Below are 20757 nucleotides of genomic sequence, written 5' to 3' on the forward strand. Positions count from 1 at the left end.
TATGAAAGTTAGTTAATTTCATTACTATAGTGGCTGTTTATTTAAGTGTCACTACTTCACTTTAATTATCTAACTTTGTATTTTCTGATATAGTTAATTGCGTATTATCACTAATCAAAAGTTTTTAACCACCAGGTATGATGGGGCGATCGCCTTTCTGAAACCTTGCCCATGACTGTTGTAAAGCAGTAGGAGCAGGATTCTTGGCATCATAAACAACAATCACATTAGTTAGTGGGCGTCCGGCGGGGACTAAAATTTTACCGTTAGCAGCAAAGGCTTTCGATGCACCACCATCTAAATTCATCGCTTCGTGACAGCCAATTGCTTTCATCACTTGCGCTTCTTGTTGTAAAGTTAATCCACTATCGAAATTTATCAAAAATAGTTTTTTACCATCAGCAGGAAACCCGATCGCAGTTCGTGCGCCAGTACCTAAAACCCCAGGATCTTTAAATCCTTCAACATCCGGCTTCAGCCAAATTTGTCCCTGTCTCAACAGTCGAGGCCCACAGGTAATAGACAACCAATGTTGATTCCATTCCGGTTTACCATCAACCCGTGCTGTCACCATTTCCGGTTTATTGCCAACTCGCAACCCCAAAGTAGTACCAAAATTTTCCCATTGGCTGTATTTGAGGAATCTCCCTGCCGCTACCATGTTACCCATCACTGTTTTCTGGGCATTCTTGGCAAAAAAAGTACCATTAGCAACGACAGCCGCACGATGACGAGCCACTAAATTGTTAAATTCTTCATCACCGTTAGTTTTTTGATTAGTATTAGCCAAAGTTGCATTATTTGCTAAACCAATAGTAATAAAGGTTTTGGGGTCAGTGAGGTCAATAATAGTTTGATAAAAAGAGAAACCATTTACCTTACCTCTCTTCACTTGTACAGTTTGAGCCGCTACTGGGAGCGCCAATGTTAATTCTTGTGCCAAGACAGCACCTCCTAAAAACAAGAAAGACCGTCGGCAGATTTTGGAACTTGGCATAATCAACTCTTCACTATATTGTTTTTATTAGGATGCCCAAATCTTTAGATAATTTTGCCCATTAAACACTCGTGTAATGGAGATGAAGAAGCAGAGGGAGACAAGGAGAATAAGCAATGCCCAATGCCCAATGCCCAATGCCCAATGCCCAATGCCCAATGACAAATGACAAACGACAAATGAAAAATCATTACCGATATATTATTTTTTACAAACCCTATGGCGTTCTCAGTCAGTTTACAAAAGATGCCCCCACACATAGCACTCTAAAAGATTATATTGATGTGCCTGATGTGTATCCTGTGGGACGCTTAGACTGGGATAGTGAAGGATTGCTGCTGTTAACCAACGATGGACAATTGCAACATCGCCTCGCCCATCCGCGTTTTGGTCATAAACGTACTTACTGGGTACAGGTAGAGCGAATTCCAGATGTAGATGCTATTAATAGGTTGCAAACAGGTGTGGAAATTCAAGATTACCGCACTCAGCCAGCAGAAGTTAGGCTCTTATCAGAAGAACCACAATTACCTGAACGCACTCCGCCGATTAGATTTCGCAAAAGTGTACCGACAGCTTGGCTGGAAATGACTTTGACAGAGGGAAAAAATCGCCAAGTACGGCGCATGACTGCGGCTGTAGGGTTTCCAACTTTGCGACTAGTCAGAGTCAAAATAGCTCACTTACAATTAAGTGACCTACAATTGGGTCAATGGCGCGATCTCACCGCATCTGAACTGCAATTTCTGCATAATTTCAATAAATCGAAAAGTTTTCCCCCAAAAGCGAATGCTCTCTAACATAAAATAAATGCTATGGCAAATCGAGATAAGGCAGCTTTTTGAGTCATTGCTTATATGAAAAGATACTTGTTTGTGGTTGCAGACTTAACTTTAGTAATTGAAATTTCTCATTACTTCTAAAGCTTAATTGTTAGATTTATTTAGATAATTTACTAACGAATAATAACCTATGTTAAGTCTATCAAAATTACCAAGTTTTATTTTTGCTAATATTATTAGAAAGGTATTGTTATGATAGAAAGATGTTTAACAATAGCAACAACTCCCAAGTTAACCTAGGTAGTGTTCTCTACAGACATGGCGACGTTCTGATCAGAGGTATTGCTACCTTACCTGCTGGTGTCCAAAAGCGTATAGGTGCTACTCTCGCTCATGGTGAAATCACAGGACACAGCCATCGGATTCAGCAATCTAATGCTGTTCAGTTGTGGGTACATGGTAGTGACCTTTTTCTTGAGGTTAAAGAACCCAGTGCTACTTTAGTTCATGAAGAACATCGGGCGATTGAATTACCCCAAGGGCTTTACCGCGTCTGGAGACAACGTGAATATCGCCCTGATGCTTATGTAGAGGTGATGGACTAATGCTCAAGATGATGTCGCAGGGACGTGTGCCGAATAGACAAGTTTTGCAGCGCCCAAAGGAAAGCCACGAGCCTGTATCGGCTGAACGTGCTCGAAAACTCATCCTTGAGCATCGCGCTTGGGATGGTATGCGCGTTTTGGGGCATCTGGATTTAAGCGGTGCGTTGGATCTTTACAATCTACCTGAAAATTTAACCTGTGAAAGTATTGATATTAGCGACTGTGTAAACCTCACTACCCTTCCCAAAGGACTGCACGTCACTTATTGGATCGAGTTGGCCGGAAGTGGGATTACTAGTCTATCTGCGGGGCATGGTTTTATTTTGCGTTGGCGAGGCGTGCAGGTAAACGATAAGATTGCCTTTGAATCCCAGTCCCTAACTGGGCAAGATATCCTCAATATAGAGAATGTTGAGTTGCGCCGTGTCCTGATTGAACGTCTGGGATACGAGACATTTTTGCAGCAAGTGGGAGGATTAATCCGCGATCGCGATCGCGATGCTGGTGGAGAACGTCAACTAGTCTACATTCCTTTTGAGGATGACGAACCGCTTATGGTCTTGAAAGTCACTTGTCCATCCACAGGACATATTCATATCCTGCGCGTTCCCCCTCACATGCGGAGTTGCCATCAAGCAGCAGCCTGGATTGCAGGCTTTAATAATCCAGATGATTATCATCCTGCGATCGAGGCGTAAAGTTTTAAGTAAAGAATTTGAAAAAAGAATCCGACAAATAGACCATTTGTAGAGACGCGATGAATCGCGTCTTTACCCAAAGATGTGTTGCAATCATTAATTGAATTGGTATAAGTTTACAAATTAAGAATATTTACCACAGCATGAAAGTTTGTTCCGAGCATATATTGGCTACTCTTGGGCAAATTTTCCAAAGTTAACAAGACTGTTTTCAATCCTTGATAATCGCTTTTTTGAGGTTGAATTATAATTGGTATTTCACTCGCCCCAGCCGTGATTGTCACAAAGTTAGCAATTGATTGATAATGCACTCCATCCTCGGCTGTTCCGTGAATCCTGTATTTCACTATTAAGTCTTGAGTTATGTTACCAGTACGAGTGATGACAAACTCCCCTATTTCTCCAAATTGTGACGCATACATTTTTGTAGCTGTAATGTTCACAATCGTGGGATAACTGGACGCAGGGACACGGAGAGGTTTTAAGTTTAATTGATTATAGTTATTTTTGTCTTCATAGCTGGATATAAAACTAAAATTAGTTACCAGTTGGTTTTTAATATAAAAATCTTCAAAAGATATATTACTGATACTTTGTTGTAAATCATTACCTAAAAAAGTTGCATATATACTGCCCATATCATCCACGACTAGGTTATAAAGATAGATATTGATCAGATTAATCAACTATTCCTTACTTCCTACTTCGGACTCCAATAGCTTCTTGGAGATTATTTTCCTCAGTTGAGTAGTAGTAACTGTAGCGCTCAGTCTGAGGAATAGCTCCGTTTACTACCTGTCCCAAGACATTTTGCCCAGATTTTTCTAAAAGCTCCTTAGCAATACTGGCACTAACAGAATCAACAACCCCTGGACGAACAACAAATAAAACACCATCAGCCATTTGACCTAGAGTAGCTGCATCAGCAGCAACGTTTAATGATGGAGAATCAATAATTACAAAGTCGTAATAAACAGACAAAGTTTGAATTAATGCAGCCATTTTTTTCGAGTCGAGAAGAGAACCTGGATTAGGAGGTGTAACTCCAGAGGTGAGGACATATAAATTATCCATGACTTGTTTGATAGCTGTCCTAATTTCACCTTGTCCAACAATCAAATTGCTTAGACCTTGATTATTAATTAGTTCCCAGATTTTATGTTGAACAGGACGACGCATATCTGCATCTATCAGTAAAACTTTTCGCTCCATCTGAGCCATTGTTATAGCTAAATTAGCCGCCACTGTTGATTTACCTTCTCTGGGTACAGAACTTGTGACAACTATAACTTTTAGCTCCTTATCAGCACTCGTAAACCTCAGATTTGCCCGCAACATTCGGTAGGCTTCATTAATTTGCGATCGCGGCATATCTCGAACTACAAGCCTTTTGCTATATAACTCCAGTTCTTCATTGCCACGAAGAGATTTTTTCGACTTGCTGAAGTCAGGAATAATCCCTAATAAAGTAAATTTAAGCAACTCTTTTGCTTGGTCAACATTCTTAATTGATTTATCTATTTTTTCCAAAATATAGACGGCCGATAAAGCTGTTAAACCAGCCAATAAACCTGTTGCCAAATATAAAAACATTGGAGATGAAATTGATTCTTCTGGTATTTCAGCTTCGGATATCATGCTCGCATTACCTAAGCTTTGATTTTCGGCGATTCGGCTTTCTTGCAGCTTTTGTAGTAACAGTGAATAAGTAGATTGTGCGGCTTGTACTTTACGTTCAAATTGGCGCTGTTGTTGTTCCAATCTCGGTAGATTGTTCAAACGTTGTTTATAAGCAGTTTGTAACCCAGATAAAGTAGTAATTTGGCTTGCTAAACCCAGACGATTTGACTCTAATTCTACAAGCCTTGCAGAAAGCTGCTGTTGTAATTCTCCCAATTGAAAATTATGATTTAGCTGTGTTGAATTTGTACCTCTAACGTTTTTTATCCGTTGTTGTAGTAGCCCATTTAACGACTCTAATTTGTATACCAAATCGATAATTTGCGGATGGTTTTCCTGCAAAACAGTTCGCCTAGCTGCCAGTTGTGATTCTAACTGTTGAACTTCTCTAAGAATATCTTGTACTCCTGACGTTTGGCTAAGGGAAGTCATAACTATTGCTTGCTGGGAGTTCATACCCAATTGTTTACGGATTCCTTGAGTTTGTGCTTCAGCATCGGCAAATCTAGATTGAGATTCATTAATTTGCTGTTGTAATGCTGTAATAACTTCCAGTGCTTTAGTCGCTTCTTCTTGCAGAGAAACAATTTTGTACTTTTCTTTAAACTCTGCTAGTTCTGCTTCTGCTTGTCTAACAACTAATTCTGCATTTGGTAGTTGCTTTTCTATAAACTTGCGAGCAGTTGTAGCTTGAGTTCTATGAGATGTTATATTGTATTCTAAATAGACATCTATTAAAGTATTAACAACTTGCGCGGCTAGTTGTGGGTTTGTATCTTTATAGGAAATACTTAGGATGTCAGATCCATTAATTTCCTTCACTGTGAGCATTTGCAGAAATTGTTTGGTTTTTAAATGTATATTTTTCTTGTCTTTTAGGTTAAGTCTATTTATAGTAGTTTTGACAACTGGTACAGAACGGATAACTTCTGCCTCTGTATTCAGAGGATTACTTTTATTATCAACTAATGGCTCTAGTTTGCTCATTTCTGTTCCTACTCCTGTTAATGAAGAAGTAGTATTTGTTCTTTGAAACTTCAGTTTTCCTTCTGCTAAATAATAAGGTTTCTTGAATAATGTAGCTACCTGTAAAATTATGAAGATGCAAACGAAAACACCCAAAGCATTAATCCAACGGCGTTTCAGAACTTGCGAATATTTATCAAATGTTCCAGAAGATTCTTGTAGTGCCATAAAATAATTATTTTTTTATTTTTGTTAAAAGCATCAAGTTGATTACCCCACCCTAACCCTCCCCTTATAAAGGGGAGGGAATCGGATTTTATTATTTTCTCAATCCTCCTCTTATAAAAGGGGAGTGAACCAGATTTTCTTATTTCCCCAACCCTCCTCTTATAAAAGGGGAGTGAACCAGATTTTCTTATTTCCCCCCTTTATAAGGGGGGATTAAGGGGGGAAATAATTTGATTAAAATCGCAACATACCACTTTTCAAACAACCTCTTACATCAAATTACTCAATAATGCCGGGATATGAAATTTAAATTAAATTGTCAGGTAGACTTTTTCGGGAACCATGAACACAGATTGAGTTTTATGGTGAACTGCTTTAATTTGACCAATTACTCTTTCTAAATCTTCGCGTTTAAGATTAGATCCAGAAGGTAAGCAAAGACCGTAAGCAAATAAATCTTCTGCTATTTCACCGCCAAAACATTCACACTCAGCAAAAATTGGCTGGAGGTGTAAAGGTTTCCAGACGGGACGAGATTCAATTTGCTGTTCAACAAGTGCTAGACGAACTTGTTCTCGATTTGCACCAAAAGCTTCAGTATCTATTGTTAAGCAGGTTAGCCAACGAGTAGCGCGTCCATAATTAGCTTCCGGCATAAATTCTATACCTGGTAGGTTTTTCAATGCTTGGTAATAAATTTCAAAATTGCGTCGTCTCGCTGCCACTCGCTCACTCAAAACACACAACTGACCGCGACCAATACCAGCTAAAATGTTACTTAAACGATAGTTGTAACCAATCTCTGAATGTTGGTAATGAGGAGCGCGATCGCGGGCTTGGGTTGCTAAAAATTTAGCTCTATTTACTAACTCTAAATCATTACAAACTAACATCCCACCACCAGAGGTAGTAATAATTTTATTGCCATTGAAAGAATAAATTCCAATGTGTCCAAAAGTTCCTAAAGAACGCCCTTTATAAGTAGCCCCTAAAGCTTCAGCAGCATCTTCAATTAAGGGAATATTATAGTGATTACAAGCTTTTAAAATTGGATCAATATCTGCACTTTGACCATATAAATGTACAACCACAACAGCTTTAGGTAATTTGCCTTTTTTGGCGCGGTGATTTAGCGCTTCGGTTAACAATTCAGGGTTCATGTTCCAAGAAGTGCGATCGCTATCGATAAAAACTGGTTTTGCACCTAAATAAGTAATTGGATTAGCACTAGCAATAAATGTTAAAGTAGAGCAAAAAACTTCATCCCCAGGTTCAACACCAACTAATCGCAAAGCTAAATGCAGAGCCGCTGTGCCAGAACTAACAGCCACAGCATGGCTAGCACCAGTTAATTGACAAAATTCTTGCTCGAAAGCATCAACATGGGGGCCAACAGGCGCAATCCAGTTAGTTTCAAAAGCTTCTTGGACGAATTCTAGTTCGCGATCGCCTATATGAGGTGTTGAAAGCAAAATTGGTTTATTCATTCCTATTACCTAAATATGTTTGCCAGTTTCCAAATGGGAATTTTACGTAAGTCTTGGTATTTTTCCCTCAATTAAGAGAACGATAAGCGGGGAAAAAATTTGACTCAAGTAAGGTTTCTGGCTCAGTTTTTAAAGATTTTGCTCGTAATTTAACTAAATCTATATATTTTTCTTCATCTGTAATTAGGCGTAATGTCAAGAAAGAATGTTTTTGTTTAGAAAAACCTGCTTTAAATTTGTAGAGACTATCTTTAGCTGAACCAACACCACCGCCTAAATGCAAAACTTTATTTCCACGTTCTTTAGCCCAAAATCGAACGTAATCAAACATTAACTTACTAGGAGCTTGTTTTAGGAACTCGTTTTTTGTTCCTCCAAGGTGATACTGAACTATTTCACAGCATTCAGTAAATATTCCAGCACAAGCAACTTTATTATTTAACTCTAAAATACATAAGTATATATTTTCATTCATATTTGCTAGAGAAGCAAAATATTTATAATCAAAATAAAAATATTTTTTTGCTTCTACACGCTGCATTGTTTGAGTATATACATCGATAAAAACATCTATATAATCCTGAAAATTAACCATTCTTGTTGTAAATCCATCACGTTTACACCGATTGATATAAGTTCGGTGTTCTGGTCGCGTTTGCTGCCATATTTCTGTTGCTGAAAGGCTTAAGTTGATAGATATAGTTTCTCCTGATACTTGAAAAAATTTAGAGGCTAAAACTTCATTCAAATTTTGATTGAGTATTGGATGCAAGCGTAAGAATGCTGAACACACGCTCTTGGATAGGAATACAGATTTTAGCTTTTCAAGTGCCAAGTTTAAAAAATCGGGTGTATTAGCCGCCGCTTCACTTAACAGAAATCCAGGATAACCATAAGGCGAAACTACATCAAATACTTCTGGAATTGTGAACTCGCCGTCAAACAAATTATCACAGCGGCGCAGCAAATAAGGTAAAAAAAATATTTTTTCACCATCAGCTATCAAAATTGCCTCTGGTATTGTTTGAGTTCTTTGGGATTCTAGATATACATATTCAGGCAAATGATAAACATCATAACTGAGCTTTTCTAGTATTTCTAACCACAAAGGGTTAGCTAAATCAATTACTTGAATATTCATCTTTAAAATTAATTACCAATTATTCTTTAAGTTGGCCTTTGAATTCCTCCGATGTAACGTGACCTTCCTGGGTGACGCTTTCTCGTTGCATTACTTGCCATATAGTCATGAACAAAATTTTCAGGTCAAGCCACAGACTCCAGTGATCGATATACCAAACATCCAACTGAAATTTTTTATTCCAAACTTGATCTAATGTGCGGCGACCATTAACTTGCGCCCAGCCAGTAATACCCGGCTTTACTTCATGGCGACGTGCTTGTTGAGGGGTATAGCGGTCAAGATACTTTACTAATAACGGGCGGGGGCCAACAAAACTCATGTCTCCTTTTAAGACATTCCAAAGTTGAGGTAATTCATCAAGACTAGTTTGACGCAGCAATTTACCAAAGGCTGTGAGGCGTTTTTCATCAGGAAGAAGATTGCCTTCAGTATCGCGTTCATTGGTCATAGTACGGAATTTGTAAAAGTTAAAAATCCGAGCATTTTGACCAGGGCGGGGCTGGGTGAAAATCACTGGCTGACCCATGCGAAAATAAATAGCGATCGCAACACCCATGAGTAAAGGAAAAAGAAAAATTAAAGCGATCGCTGCCACAACTCTATCTAATATAGACTTGATTAATCTGCTGTAGTTTTTTAAGTTAATGCCCTGAAAAATTTTAAGATTCATAAATACACTGTCTCTCTTATTTCTCTTATATATGTGAGATTTTTTTTCAAAATCTCTACTTATGAGATATTGAATCAATTCCTAATTCTTCATAGTACTTATTCAGTCGAGCAAAAACTAATTCCTCATCATATTTAATTTCGACTCGCTCACGACTAGCTTGGCCATAAGTTTGTCGTAATTCATAGTTAGATAATAGTATTCCTACAGCCTCAGCTAACTTTTGACTATTTTGAGGTAGCACAATTAAACCTGTTTTCCCGTGAATTACAGCTTCTCGACAACCCCGAATATCTGTAGTAACAACTGGTAAACTCATTGACATTGCTTCTAGAATAGATCGGGGTAATCCTTCATGACTGAATGTAGGCAACACAAAGATATCTAACAGCCCTAAAAGTTCTGGTATATCTTGACGTTTACCTGTGAGAGTAATATGTTCCTCAATTCCTAAAGAGTGAATTTTTTTGATTAGTTCTGCCTGAAAAGGTTCAGGATCAGTATCGAGTTGTGAGCCAATTACCAAAACTTGCAAATTAGGAAAATGAGGAAGTAGTTTTGCTGTGGCTTCAATTAAATATTCACTGCCTTTTTTACGGGTTATACGTCCAATTGTGCCAATAATTAAGTTTCTACTCTCAGGGATACCCAAGGATTTACGCAATTGATTTTGATGAGCCAAATTGAGGCGATCGCACTTAAAACGATCAATGTCTACACCGTTACCCAAATAACATACTTTTTCCGGCGGACAAAGACCTAATTTTTTGGCTGTGGCAATATCTTCATGATTTTGAGTAAGGATTAAATCAGTTATGAAAGCAGCAAGTTTTTCGACAATAAAATAAAAACGATATTGACTAAGTGAGGACTGATCGTGAAATGGAAAACCGTGAGCAGTGTAGACAATTCGTTTAACACCAGCTAGTTTGGCTGCAATACGTCCCAATACAGCAGCAATTGGAGTATGTACGTGAACAAGGTCGTACTGATTTTTTTGAATTAATCGCGTCAGTTGATAAATACTTCTCAAATTCAAGAGAGGAGATATCCGACGGTCAATTTGAATTGGATGGACTATGTATCCTTGTTGTTGTAATTGTTCAACTTCTAAACCTGGAGAGCAAGCTATTTCAACTGATAGATTATGAGACAATAAATAATCAATCTGAGGTCTTAAAAGAATCTGGGCGGTGTCTCCAATTGCACAAATATGTAGGATTTTCATTATTCCCGACTCCCCACTTTTACCCAAGAATTTTGGGTTAATTGAGTCCTAGCATTCTGATAATAAGAACAATACCAATCTACAAAACGTCCAATTCCTACCTCAATAGGTGTGCTAGGTTTAAAGCCTACATCATTAACTAAATCATCAACATCTGCATAAGTAACGGGGACATCACCAGGTTGTAAAGGGAGCAAATTCTTTTGTGCTTTCATTCCCAAACAATCTTCCAGCACTTCTATAAAGCGCATTAATTCAACTGGTTGATTATTACCTATGTTGTAAATTTTATAAGCAGCCTTACTCGTTCCTGGGTCGGGTGCATCTCCTGACCAAGCAATATTTGGCTCAGGTATTTTATCCATCACCCGGATAATACCTTCTACAATGTCGTCAATATATGTAAAATCTCGGCACATTTTACCGTAATTAAACACATCAATCGGCTGCTTTTTCAAAATCGCTTTAGTAAACAAAAACAGCGCCATATCTGGACGACCCCACGGCCCATAGACAGTAAAGAAGCGAAGTCCAGTTGTTGCTAAACCATATAAGTGGCTATAACTATGAGCCATTAACTCGTTAGCTTTTTTTGTAGCAGCATATAAACTAACTGGATGATCTACATTGTCATGAATAGAAAAGGGTGTTTTAGTATTAGCACCGTATACAGAACTAGAAGAGGCAAATACTAAGTGTTGAACGCCTGAATGGCGACAACCTTCGAGGATATTAATAAAGCCTACTAAGTTGCTATCTATATACGCATGAGGGTTCTTGATGGAGTATCGGACACCAGCTTGTGCTGCTAAATTGACCACCACATCAAAGCGTTGTTCGGCGAAAAGTTGAGCTATAGCTACCGAGTCTGCCAAATCCAGTCTATAAAAACTAAAATTTGGGTTTTCTTCTAGTTGAGCTAAACGGTCTTTTTTAAGTAGGACATCGTAGTAATCATTTAGGTTATCTAGACCAACAACCTCATCACCTCTGGTTAATAAACGTTGACTGAGATGAAAACCAATAAAACCAGCAGCACCAGTGACTAAAACCTTGACCATGATGTTTTCCCTAAGTAGTTAGGTGTCAATAAATTAAAGTTTGTAGTAAGGACTTTAGTCCTGATAATCCTGAAGAAGCGATAAATCGCTCACTACGAACTAGGATTTTATGTTTAATTATGTCTACCTACTTATAAGCTCCAGTAATGAATATGGGATGGTAGTGTAGTGTGGCTAAAAATAGACTTGATATCCATTAGCACTCCACCTGGACGCAAACAGTTGAAAAGTTGTTCGCAAGGCATATCCAAGTAAGCTTGATGGCTGACTGCAAATATTACCCCATCTAAATCACATAGGTTATGCCAATCTACTAAATCAATCCCATACTCTTGATATGCTTCATCAGGATCTACCAGAGGATCGTGTAAGAGTGGTTCAATACCGAATTGCTGCAATTCTGCCACCATATCTGGTATACGACTATTGCGGATGTCGGGTACATTTTCCTTAAAAGTAAGACCGAGAATTCCTACCCGCGCTTCTTTAATCGACAGGCTAGCTTCAACTAAGAGTTTGACAAAACGCTGACCGAGGTAAGTACCCATACTGTCGTTAATCCGACGACCGGCTAGGATGACTTCGGGATGGTACCCCAGTTCTTCTGCCTTGGTAGTTAGATAGTAGGGGTCAACTCCAATGCAGTGACCACCAACAAGTCCTGGTGTGAATGGCAAAAAGTTCCATTTGGTGTTTGCAGCTGCTAAAACATCGTGGGTGCGGATACCGATGCGATCGCATATTAACGCCAGTTCGTTCATCAAAGCAATATTCAAGTCTCGCTGAGTATTCTCAATGACTTTGGCAGCCTCAGCTACTTTAATTGAGGAGGTGCGATATACACCGGCATCAATAATAGCTGTATAGACATTTGCAACTCGTTCCAAAGTTTCGGCATCTTCTCCAGCTACCACTTTGACAATCTTTTCCAGAGTATGAGCCTTGTCGCCGGGATTAATCCGTTCTGGAGAATAGCCCAGCTTGAAATCAACACCCATTTGTAAGCCTGATACTTTGGCCAGGGTTGCTCCGCAGATATCCTCTGTAACACCTGGATAGACTGTGGATTCGTACACCACGATCGCACCAGGTTGTAGCACTTTCGCAACGAGTTCAGAGGCTTTAATCAGCAAGCTGAGGTCAGGATTATGGTTGCGGTCAACTGGGGTAGGTACGGCAATCACAAAAAAGTTTGTATCTACCAAGTCATAGATGTCTGAAGTGATGATGAGACTAGAATTTATTAACTCATCAGTAGAGATTTGACCCGTGCGATCGCAGCCTTGTTTTAAACTTTTAACTTTCTCTAAATTGATATCAAATCCAATAGTGTAGGGAAACTTTTTGGCAAACGCTAGGGCAACAGGTAGTCCAACGTAGCCAAGACCAATAACAGCAATGCGGTTGCTCATGTCTTAACAGGAGTATAGTTAAATATACGAAGTTTGACAATTGTCATTTATCAAAACGACAATTATTTGATAATTCAGATAAGTCTCGTTTGTTAACTTTGAAATGTGAGGATAGTTAATATAGGAATCCTCTTCTGCTTCAATTTTGTAGTACTTTTTTATTTGAGTAATGCCAACTTGGCGCAGCTTCTATAAATAAAAAGACATAACCGCATCTATTTAATTGTCCACCTGTAGTTCAAATCTCGTTTCCAGCCTCTGGCTGGAAATGCTACTCCTGGTGGCTCTGCCGCCAGTAAGGGAGGCGGAGCCTCTAAGATGGTATTCCCAGTCTGAGACTGGGAACGAGATAATTGTCCACCTGTAGTTATTCTTACTTTAATGCTAGTCTTGGCAAGCGGAACCAAAATCTAGAACCACCTTCAGGACGAGGTAAATAACCAATTATACCTCCCCAGCGTTCGAGTGTGATTCTACAAAAATAAAGACCTAAACCCGCTCTCCCTGATTTATCTTTACCTTGGGAGAACTTTTGAAATAAATTTTTTACCATTTCTGGCGATACACCCAAGCCCTGATCATCTACAGTAACTAAAACATACTCCCCATCTAATTCTAGACCAATAGTCACAGTAGAATCTGGTACACTGTAACGATAAGCATTTTCTACTAGATTAGAAATCACTCTATCTAAACGAGATTGATCTCCAATAACTGTCCAGTCTATTGTCTTATCAATGTTAGCGGCAAACTGTAATTGTATATGATTAAGAGCAAAACTAGGCTTTAAAAACTCAATTACCTCTTGGATGGAAGTTAATATATTGGGTGCTGCCTCAATACCAATAGGAGAATTTTCTGGTAATAGTACTTCATTAGAAAAAGCATCTAAAGTATCCTTAATTAGCATCTCTTGTTTTAGACATTGCTTGATACCAGTTTCTAAATACTCTTTTCCTTGAGGTGTTAAATTCTCAAATTCCAGGAGTGCAAAACAGCAATTTATAGCACTTAATTCCACTGCTATATCATGGATAAGACAATGGATTAAAACATCTTTTTTTTGATTATCTTTGAGCAATTGCTGATAAACTAACTTATATTCTCTAGCTTTTTGTAGAATATACTGCTGTTCTTTATAAGAATCTTCTAAAGCCTCAATTAACAAAACTTTCCTATTATCGACAAAAATTGCATAAGCTTTCAAATGATATTCTTGCCCAGTGGCATCTATTTCAGTCCATAAACCTGAACTCAGTTTTTTAACATTATTATTATTGTTTATCCAAAATTCTTCAGCATCAATTAAAAAATTCTTTAAAAAAGAAAACTCTCCTTGCGGTATTGATATATTTATCCCTGATGCCAATTCTTTACAAGAAAATTTATTGTACCAATCAGGTAAATTACCAATTATTTTAAATAGCCCTTCATTAATTTGCTCTAACGCTAGAATATCTAAAGCAGTGAGCATATCATGTGTGATAGATGTATTCATGGGTTCAATCTGCTACGCTCAATTAATTTTGATTCTAGGTTACTAATTTAAATTTCTATTTAATTTTTCCTGTAATAGTCTGAAATCATTAGCTTTTTGTTGAATAGGAAAAAGGTAATTTCTATCACAGCTACTATCTAACATCAATACCCAATCTACTTCCTTCGTCGGTAATATATGAACATCTACACAACTGCCATACTCTGTTTGGACAAATGGTAGAAATAGGGAGGTATTATCTAGTGGTAGTAGACCTTCCAGAAAAATAACTTGCTCTTTTGCATTTTCTCCTTTACGGAGATTAGTAATTCCATATTCTGCCAACTTCCCACCCCAACTTAGGAGGCTGCCATCTTTATTAACCAACAGATAGGCAAGAGAAGAATCTGCTACTACAAAATTTAGAATATAGGTAATTACAAAAACAGGAATATCTAACATTTAGCAATCCAATATTTTTTTAGTAATAGTTTGAAAAGCTTCTTCTACACCGACACCATTTTTAGCACTGGTTTTAATCACAGTCCAGCCCTTTTGTATAACATCATCTATTTCAGTAGATTCAATTTCCCATTCATCCGTTATATCCCATTTGTTCATGACTAAAATAAAGGGGACTTTTCCAATAGCATCTTCTACTTTTGTTTGTAAATCAAAAGCTTGTTCTAAAGTATTATGCCTTGTACCATCTACGACTAATAAATAACCAGCAGAACCTCGTAAATAAGACATTTGTAATTTTTGAAATTCGTCTTCTCCATAAATATCCCAAAGAATAAGATTTATTTTGTTATCTTGAATATCTATAGTTTTTTTATCAATTTTTACACCCACTGTAGTATGGTATTTTTCTGAAAAAATACTGTGGACTAACCTCGCTACTAAACTAGTTTTACCTGTAGCAAATGCACCGATCATACAAATTTTTTTCTGGATAATCATAAATTGATCTAACTTTATTTAGAGGTATTAGCTATGAATACCTTGAAAGATACTCTCCGATTAAGTTTTTTAGATTCTGGTGTTACTTCTGGCTGTAAAGGTAGGCTATAACTTACCCCTGTGGCTTTAAATTGGTTTATATTAATTCCTTGAGATTTTAAATAAGATAGAATTTTATTAGCACGGGCTTGACTGAGCAGCTTATTTTGCCCTTCTGTTCCAGTACTACTGGTATGCCCAATTATTTGAATCTGTGCATTTTTCCCCAGATACTTAGCAATATCTAAACATTTACGGATGGATATAAATAAATTAGGTAACTTGTCAGCTTCACCAGGCATCAACTCAGTTGTCCCTTCTGAAAAAAATAATATTTTTTGTTCTATTTGTTTTTTGTATGATTCTAATTGTCTCAGTTCTATGTCCACAAGGTTTTTGTCTTGTAATTTGGTGATGCCAGGAATAAAATACCATAATTTCCGTGCTTCTAAAATCCATTTGCGGGGGGCATGACCAGTAGCAATAAGAACACCATTATTATCAACTTGTAGTGATACAGTTTGCGGGGGACTTAACAATTGTTCAACTCTTTTGGTAGTGAATTGTGGCTCTAAAGAAAGATAAGGTTGCCACTGGCTACTTACCATTTTGGGATTAATATTTGTTTGTTGTATCAATGTATTGGGATCTACTGCTAAGGGATCGCGCATTCCCGAAATAAAGTATTTTCCAAAACCTTTCTGGGAGTTTATCACAACAATTCCTGGTTGAGAGTTGAGTTTTTGGAGATAGGCTTGCCAACGAAGTTGCTCTCTAATTGTAAAAAAGCTCCAAATTCCGCAAGCGATCGCGATCGCACCCAAGAAAGCCCAAGCATAGGTATAATTTTGTTTAGCCGGAGATTTATACTGAACTACCAGACAAGCTTCTAAATAAGGCTTACTTAGCTGAAATGCTTCAGTCTCCCCTGTAAAATTTTTAATTTCTCTACTGAGCTTCAGGTGAATTTTTTCTATTGCTTCTCGCAAAACTAACCTTAATTCTTGGGGAGGATTTCCCCGAATCATCGCTGCTACTAACGCTTGTGGCCCCTCTTCAATCCAAATTGTGAGTTCTCCAAAGCGTAAACTCTTTATCCCATCTCCTTTTTGAATACTGAACGAATCTTGGACAAAATCTTGGATAGCTGTCAACATAGCAGCTACTAAATCGGGATCTTGAACTGCTACCTGCGTTGTTACTAAATGTTGAAGCAATAATCCAGAGTTTTTATGAATCAGAAATATTTGTTCTACTCGATAAACTAACGTCCGTAACAGCACAATTTCCGCAAATGATTTTCCTGTACGTTTCGCTTCTAGTCTCCACTTAAAGCTTTGTGGAGATAAGCTATGTTCCAGGGTTTGATTCATTGATTGCATCATTTCTTCAAGAGCCGTGGAAATCGCCTTGCGAGTAGCTGGCCCAATCACTGGAAATAATGCATCTGCAAGCACATTGTGGTCTTGTTTAACAGAAACTTCAATGGCGTCTTCCACAGTTGACACCATTACTTGTCCAAGTTGTTTATCTTGCTTTGACCGCAGGATAACAGCTTCAGGAAGCATCTGGCTAATATCTTCTGGTTGAATTTGAGGGTTGTCTAATCGCTCATAAAATTTTTTCAGTTTAGTCGGCTCAATATCTAGAAGCAAACTGCGGAGTAGAGTTAGTTCATCGTTGATTTCGGAGGTTTGGCTGTTGCTATTCAAAGCTTCAGAGGATGCTTTCGGTATTGGATTTGTCGAATAGTCACTCATTACCAAAATCCCTCAATTCACAATTTATCTGAAGTAGCATTCTGTTGTAAACAGAAGAGATGTATTGATGGATCAAGAATCAACTCTTAGAGGATGTTTAAAATGTTATAAAACGTAAATAAGTAAGTGGGCGTAAATAATTAAAGGTTTGTAATGGGGACTTTAGTCCTCTCTTAAGGGCTTTAGCCCTTACTACGAGCTAATTCAATTGAATTTTACATTAATTAATATAGTTTAATTTATTCTTGCCCACTTACTTAGGCTTAAAACCCTTATCAATGACCAATGACATAGACGTTCCCGCAGCGTAGGACAAATGACAGCCTCCACCAGTTAGCTTTAATTGCGCCAGCTTACTTCAAGACTTGTTTTCTGCATTCAGTCGGATGGCTAACTCTGTAAACATAGCAGCAAGATTGGAGCGATCAGTTTTGTCCCTACGAAGTTCTTGAGCTTCCCGTTCTAATAAAGCTAGGATTTCCTGAGATTTTTGCTGGATATCATCTTGTAAGCTTTTAGATTGGTTGAGAATCTGCTCACGTAACTCTCGCTGACTATTAGTAGTTTGTTGATCAAATTGATTAATCTTATTTTCCAAAGATGTAATTACATTTTTACTTTCTTCAGCAACAGCTTTAAGCTGACCATCACGTTCTCCCTGCTCATTTTTTAGCCGTTCTGTTAAAGAATCAACTTCTTGTTTGATATAATTTTCTAAGGAATCTAAACGTTTTCTTGTTTCATCTCGGACATTGCCCAATTCTTTAATTAGACGTTCTTCTAAGCGGGCAAACCTTTTTTCGGTATCTCGTGTTTGATTACCAAAAAGAATTTCTCTAACTTTATCTAAGTTGCTATTTTCGCTAATATAATTACTGCTCAAATGCTGCTTATTTATTTCTGAATTAGATCCCCATTTTTCTACTTCTAAGGAATTATTATGGTTGTACTCTTCCGATGGGTTCATCTTTTGAATTCCTTTTAAAACTAAAAGTTGATTTGGCTGTTAGTCGCGATACCATATCTAGAGCCTAGATACTAGTGCGTATTAAGGTGCGTTTTGATACAAAAATATATTTTACTTAGATAAGTAATAAAACATCTAAATTTCAGTCATTGGAACCATAAATAGTGGTTTTTATCAGTATTCTATTTTAAATGAAAAAGCGAACTGACATATACAATGCTGAAGCTAGTAGTACTTGCTACGTAGCGAAAAAAGCCACCTAAGTACAAGTGGCGAATGGCACTAAGAAAAGCCCAAAAGCTTGTGTAGTCTCGTTCCCAGCCTGGAGGCTGGGAATGTATTTAAAAGAGGCTCTGCCTCAATTCAGGCTACCAGAGGCGGAGCCTCCCAGAATGGATTCCCAGCCTCCAGGCTGGGAACCAGTCAGAACAAGGGCTGTATCTTCGTACAAGTGGCTTTTTGCTCAATCTTAATTTCAAGATGCTTATTGAGAAGAGAGTTTCTCTATTTCCTCACCCAACTGACGCCGGACTGATTCCAGCAGATTTGTATCCCGCGTCCAGTTTTTCCAGTCCATACCGACACGCCGAGCTAATTGAAGTCCCCACTTGTGGCGATGTCTACGACGGGCTACGCCTACGCTATTTTTGAGGATTTCGAGATATTCGTAATCTTCTACCCCTTCCCTGAGCCACTTGAGTCTCATCGAAGGGACAACTCCTGTCAAACCTACCTGTTTGCCAGGATAAAACAACATTCCTTCACCAGGATAATAGTCTTTCTCTTGGGAATAAGTTTGAATGTCGTTCCACGGATCTTTTGTCCATAAGTCAACTCGCCAGTATAAAATCCCTGTCAGTCCCAGGCTTTGGCTAATGAAGCCTGGGTGAATTCTATAGTTTATCGGTTCAAAATCTATCTGCCATTTAGGCGAGTAGCCATCCTGTACCAAAGCGTTGTAAGACCAAACTTTGTCTCCTTTTTGCAGAACCTCAGATATTTGTTTTGGAGCTTCATCATAAGATTCTGGCAATACTACCCAGATGTCTACAGCAGAACGTCCAGTTCCAGAACCATCATCATAAAGCGCTGGTGTAGGAGTCATGGCTAAGGCTGTTGCGATTCCAGCCTTGTGAAAATTTCGCGCCCATTCCTTTACTGGTTTAATCAGATTTGGACAATTATCAATTTCATCGGCATATCTAGTGTAGAGAAATAGACTAGATTCATGTTTAGCAGCAGTAGTTTTAATCTTCTTAAGAGAAGGAGCCGGAGACATTTTGCAAGTACTAACATTAGCCCCACTCCAAAAAGGAAGACTCCGAGAACGGAGTCCCCATTGCTCCATTAATTCTGGTTCATCTGCTGGATCAAAATGCGCGTCAGGCATTAACTTATGTTTGAGAAGTTCTACCATGTCGCTTTTATCTTTATGTTCATAAAAAGTAAACTCAGAATTAAGCGATGGTTTTATCGGTAACTCAAAATTCCAAACTTTTAGGTGGATTTCGCCTGTAACTTTTCCTTGGTCACTGCTAACAGTAAAAGTGCCATTATATTCACCAGCTTGAGTGTCGCGGGGTACAAATATATCTACCCAAATTGGTTGGTTATTCCTAGCTTTAAGATTAAATGGAACTGCATCTAATTCAGCATCTTTAATATCTGCTTGGTTTTCAGGATTCAGAAATGGAATTAGCCCATCAGCATACCATCCATTACCTAAAGGGGGATTACTACTGCCTTTTTTGTTAGGGCTAGAATGAGTAACTTTAACGTAATGTTCTCGGTAGAGTGTAATATTACTATTGGAAATTACTTGATTGTTTGGGCCAGATAAGTTTGAGGCTGAAACATTAACGTTTGTCAGTCCACTATTTGGTGCGCGGATTCCGATTTGAAAGGGTTCATATTCCCCACGGGCAGCATATAAATCAATGCGGGTTTTACTTTTTGGTAGGTCTTCTCGTTTTATCCTTTCTAAATTTGAAGTTACCCAGACAAAGGGATGATTAGTTAAGGATGAGTTGTTTGCTAATAGTCCAATGCTTGAACAAGCAAATAGAGTAAATACTGTCCCCACTATCCATAAGATAAGTTTCACTTTGTTAAGCAATCTTGTATCTCTTTTGACAAGAGACATTTTCAATTCTCCTGATTTCAATATTTCTGAAGCGAGAGGTAGCTCTTAAAGTTTGAGATAAATGCTTGAAAGTTCAGCTTATCATTTAATGCTGTTTCCTAAAATAGTCATGCAACGCTTCTTTTCAACTAATAATTATTGTTATTCATCTCTGACTTTGAAATTAAAATACCTGGATAAAACTATGTAAATCCACGTGTTTTCACAATCAAAATATTCAAACTAAAACGAAATAGTTCAACCTATAAGTCTAAAATTACCGCTACTTGATTACTCTTTTTAGATCAAAATATAAAACTTTTGTCTATATATAAGACTATGATTTGATTTCTGAAAAAATCTAAGTAGTGTTATGGCGTAGCCTAACCCACCAAAACCTTTGGGTGGTGCGTTAGCCTTTGGCGTAACACACCCTATGTATATTTCAATAATCAAATATGAGTCCTATAG

The 20757-nt window shown here is 38.0% G+C and carries 18 protein-coding genes; 3 read left to right on the plus strand and 15 right to left on the minus strand.

Translation table 11 applies throughout. The features are described 5' to 3' along the window. Window positions 1–124 precede the first annotated feature (124 nt). Window positions 125–997, minus strand: a complete 873-nt coding sequence (locus A4S05_RS02975; protein ID WP_069068337.1) for a phosphodiester glycosidase family protein — start codon at window positions 995–997, stop codon at window positions 125–127. 179 nt (window positions 998–1176) lie between these two features. Between A4S05_RS02975 and A4S05_RS02980 the strand changes: the two genes are divergently transcribed. The 3 genes from A4S05_RS02980 (at window position 1177) to A4S05_RS02990 (ending at window position 3082) form a co-directional block, all read left to right on the plus strand. Continuing rightward, complete coding sequence (locus A4S05_RS02980) at window positions 1177–1797, plus strand: rRNA large subunit pseudouridine synthase E (protein ID WP_069068354.1); 621 nt, start codon at window positions 1177–1179, stop codon at window positions 1795–1797. A 245-nt stretch (window positions 1798–2042) separates the two neighbouring features. Next, entirely contained in the window at window positions 2043–2384 is a 342-nt protein-coding gene (locus A4S05_RS02985; RefSeq protein ID WP_069068338.1) for a hypothetical protein, read from the plus strand. Then, window positions 2384–3082: a DUF6745 domain-containing protein gene (locus A4S05_RS02990; RefSeq protein ID WP_069068339.1), complete on the plus strand. Its 699-nt coding sequence runs from the start codon at window positions 2384–2386 to the stop codon at window positions 3080–3082. Before A4S05_RS02985 ends, A4S05_RS02990 begins: the two co-directional genes overlap by 1 nt. Window positions 3083–3198: 116 nt before the next feature. On the opposite strand, the gene A4S05_RS02995 is transcribed toward A4S05_RS02990, so the two are convergent. From A4S05_RS02995 to A4S05_RS03060, 14 genes are all read right to left on the minus strand, one after another. Continuing rightward, a complete protein-coding gene (locus A4S05_RS02995) occupies window positions 3199–3729 on the minus strand; it encodes a hypothetical protein (RefSeq protein WP_141699631.1) in 531 nt (176 codons plus the stop codon). 46 nt (window positions 3730–3775) lie between these two features. Next, on the minus strand, window positions 3776–5956 hold the full coding sequence (locus tag A4S05_RS03000) for a GumC family protein (protein ID WP_069068341.1): 2181 nt from the start codon (window positions 5954–5956) through the stop codon (window positions 3776–3778). Between the two features lie 311 nt (window positions 5957–6267). Beyond that, window positions 6268–7443, minus strand: a complete 1176-nt coding sequence (locus A4S05_RS03005) for a DegT/DnrJ/EryC1/StrS family aminotransferase (RefSeq protein WP_069068342.1) — start codon at window positions 7441–7443, stop codon at window positions 6268–6270. Between the two features lie 67 nt (window positions 7444–7510). Further along, window positions 7511–8584, minus strand: coding sequence for a FemAB family protein (locus A4S05_RS03010; protein ID WP_069068343.1), 1074 nt, complete (start codon window positions 8582–8584; stop codon window positions 7511–7513). A 19-nt stretch (window positions 8585–8603) separates the two neighbouring features. Further along, entirely contained in the window at window positions 8604–9257 is a 654-nt protein-coding gene (locus tag A4S05_RS03015) for a sugar transferase (protein WP_069068344.1), read from the minus strand. A 55-nt stretch (window positions 9258–9312) separates the two neighbouring features. After that, complete coding sequence (locus A4S05_RS03020; protein WP_069068345.1) at window positions 9313–10485, minus strand: glycosyltransferase family 4 protein; 1173 nt, start codon at window positions 10483–10485, stop codon at window positions 9313–9315. After that, window positions 10485–11546, minus strand: a complete 1062-nt coding sequence (locus A4S05_RS03025; RefSeq protein ID WP_069068346.1) for an NAD-dependent epimerase — start codon at window positions 11544–11546, stop codon at window positions 10485–10487. Before A4S05_RS03025 ends, A4S05_RS03020 begins: the two co-directional genes overlap by 1 nt. 131 nt (window positions 11547–11677) lie before the next feature. After that, the gene (locus tag A4S05_RS03030) at window positions 11678–12958 is read right to left on the minus strand and encodes a nucleotide sugar dehydrogenase (RefSeq protein WP_069068347.1); all 1281 of its coding nucleotides are present in this window, start codon (window positions 12956–12958) and stop codon (window positions 11678–11680) included. Between the two features lie 373 nt (window positions 12959–13331). Beyond that, window positions 13332–14456, minus strand: a complete 1125-nt coding sequence (locus tag A4S05_RS03035; protein WP_069068348.1) for a sensor histidine kinase — start codon at window positions 14454–14456, stop codon at window positions 13332–13334. Window positions 14457–14498: 42 nt separating this feature from the next. Next, a complete protein-coding gene (locus A4S05_RS03040) occupies window positions 14499–14897 on the minus strand; it encodes a hypothetical protein (protein WP_069068349.1) in 399 nt (132 codons plus the stop codon). After that, the gene (locus A4S05_RS03045; RefSeq protein WP_176726900.1) at window positions 14898–15395 is read right to left on the minus strand and encodes a Rab family GTPase; all 498 of its coding nucleotides are present in this window, start codon (window positions 15393–15395) and stop codon (window positions 14898–14900) included. 17 nt (window positions 15396–15412) lie between these two features. Beyond that, window positions 15413–17197 (minus strand): OmpA family protein, encoded by a 1785-nt coding sequence (locus A4S05_RS03050; protein WP_069068351.1) that lies wholly within the window; start codon window positions 17195–17197, stop codon window positions 15413–15415. Window positions 17198–17555: 358 nt separating this feature from the next. Then, entirely contained in the window at window positions 17556–18164 is a 609-nt protein-coding gene (locus tag A4S05_RS03055) for a hypothetical protein (RefSeq protein ID WP_069068352.1), read from the minus strand. 484 nt (window positions 18165–18648) lie between these two features. Continuing rightward, complete coding sequence (locus tag A4S05_RS03060) at window positions 18649–20307, minus strand: DUF4091 domain-containing protein (RefSeq protein WP_069068353.1); 1659 nt, start codon at window positions 20305–20307, stop codon at window positions 18649–18651. Window positions 20308–20757 lie beyond the last annotated feature (450 nt).

The sequence above is a fragment of the Nostoc sp. KVJ20 genome, from assembly GCF_001712795.1.
GTDB lineage: Bacteria > Cyanobacteriota > Cyanobacteriia > Cyanobacteriales > Nostocaceae > Nostoc.

What these genes read in the sequence shown, in the direction of transcription:
- A4S05_RS03020 (WP_069068345.1), bottom strand. Translation starts at nt 10,485, where the DNA reads ATGAAAATCCTACATATTTGTGCAATTGGAGACACCGCCCAGATTCTT.
- A4S05_RS02985 (WP_069068338.1), top strand. Translation starts at nt 2,043, where the DNA reads ATGTTTAACAATAGCAACAACTCCCAAGTTAACCTAGGTAGTGTTCTC.
- A4S05_RS03030 (WP_069068347.1), bottom strand. Translation starts at nt 12,958, where the DNA reads ATGAGCAACCGCATTGCTGTTATTGGTCTTGGCTACGTTGGACTACCT.
- A4S05_RS02980 (WP_069068354.1), top strand. Translation starts at nt 1,177, where the DNA reads ATGAAAAATCATTACCGATATATTATTTTTTACAAACCCTATGGCGTT.
- A4S05_RS03060 (WP_069068353.1), bottom strand. Translation starts at nt 20,307, where the DNA reads ATGTCTCTTGTCAAAAGAGATACAAGATTGCTTAACAAAGTGAAACTT.
- A4S05_RS02975 (WP_069068337.1), bottom strand. Translation starts at nt 997, where the DNA reads ATGCCAAGTTCCAAAATCTGCCGACGGTCTTTCTTGTTTTTAGGAGGT.
- A4S05_RS03025 (WP_069068346.1), bottom strand. Translation starts at nt 11,546, where the DNA reads ATGGTCAAGGTTTTAGTCACTGGTGCTGCTGGTTTTATTGGTTTTCAT.
- A4S05_RS03055 (WP_069068352.1), bottom strand. Translation starts at nt 18,164, where the DNA reads ATGAACCCATCGGAAGAGTACAACCATAATAATTCCTTAGAAGTAGAA.
- A4S05_RS02990 (WP_069068339.1), top strand. Translation starts at nt 2,384, where the DNA reads ATGCTCAAGATGATGTCGCAGGGACGTGTGCCGAATAGACAAGTTTTG.
- A4S05_RS03010 (WP_069068343.1), bottom strand. Translation starts at nt 8,584, where the DNA reads ATGAATATTCAAGTAATTGATTTAGCTAACCCTTTGTGGTTAGAAATA.
- A4S05_RS03000 (WP_069068341.1), bottom strand. Translation starts at nt 5,956, where the DNA reads ATGGCACTACAAGAATCTTCTGGAACATTTGATAAATATTCGCAAGTT.
- A4S05_RS03035 (WP_069068348.1), bottom strand. Translation starts at nt 14,456, where the DNA reads ATGAATACATCTATCACACATGATATGCTCACTGCTTTAGATATTCTA.
- A4S05_RS03015 (WP_069068344.1), bottom strand. Translation starts at nt 9,257, where the DNA reads ATGAATCTTAAAATTTTTCAGGGCATTAACTTAAAAAACTACAGCAGA.
- A4S05_RS03040 (WP_069068349.1), bottom strand. Translation starts at nt 14,897, where the DNA reads ATGTTAGATATTCCTGTTTTTGTAATTACCTATATTCTAAATTTTGTA.
- A4S05_RS03005 (WP_069068342.1), bottom strand. Translation starts at nt 7,443, where the DNA reads ATGAATAAACCAATTTTGCTTTCAACACCTCATATAGGCGATCGCGAA.
- A4S05_RS03050 (WP_069068351.1), bottom strand. Translation starts at nt 17,197, where the DNA reads ATGAGTGACTATTCGACAAATCCAATACCGAAAGCATCCTCTGAAGCT.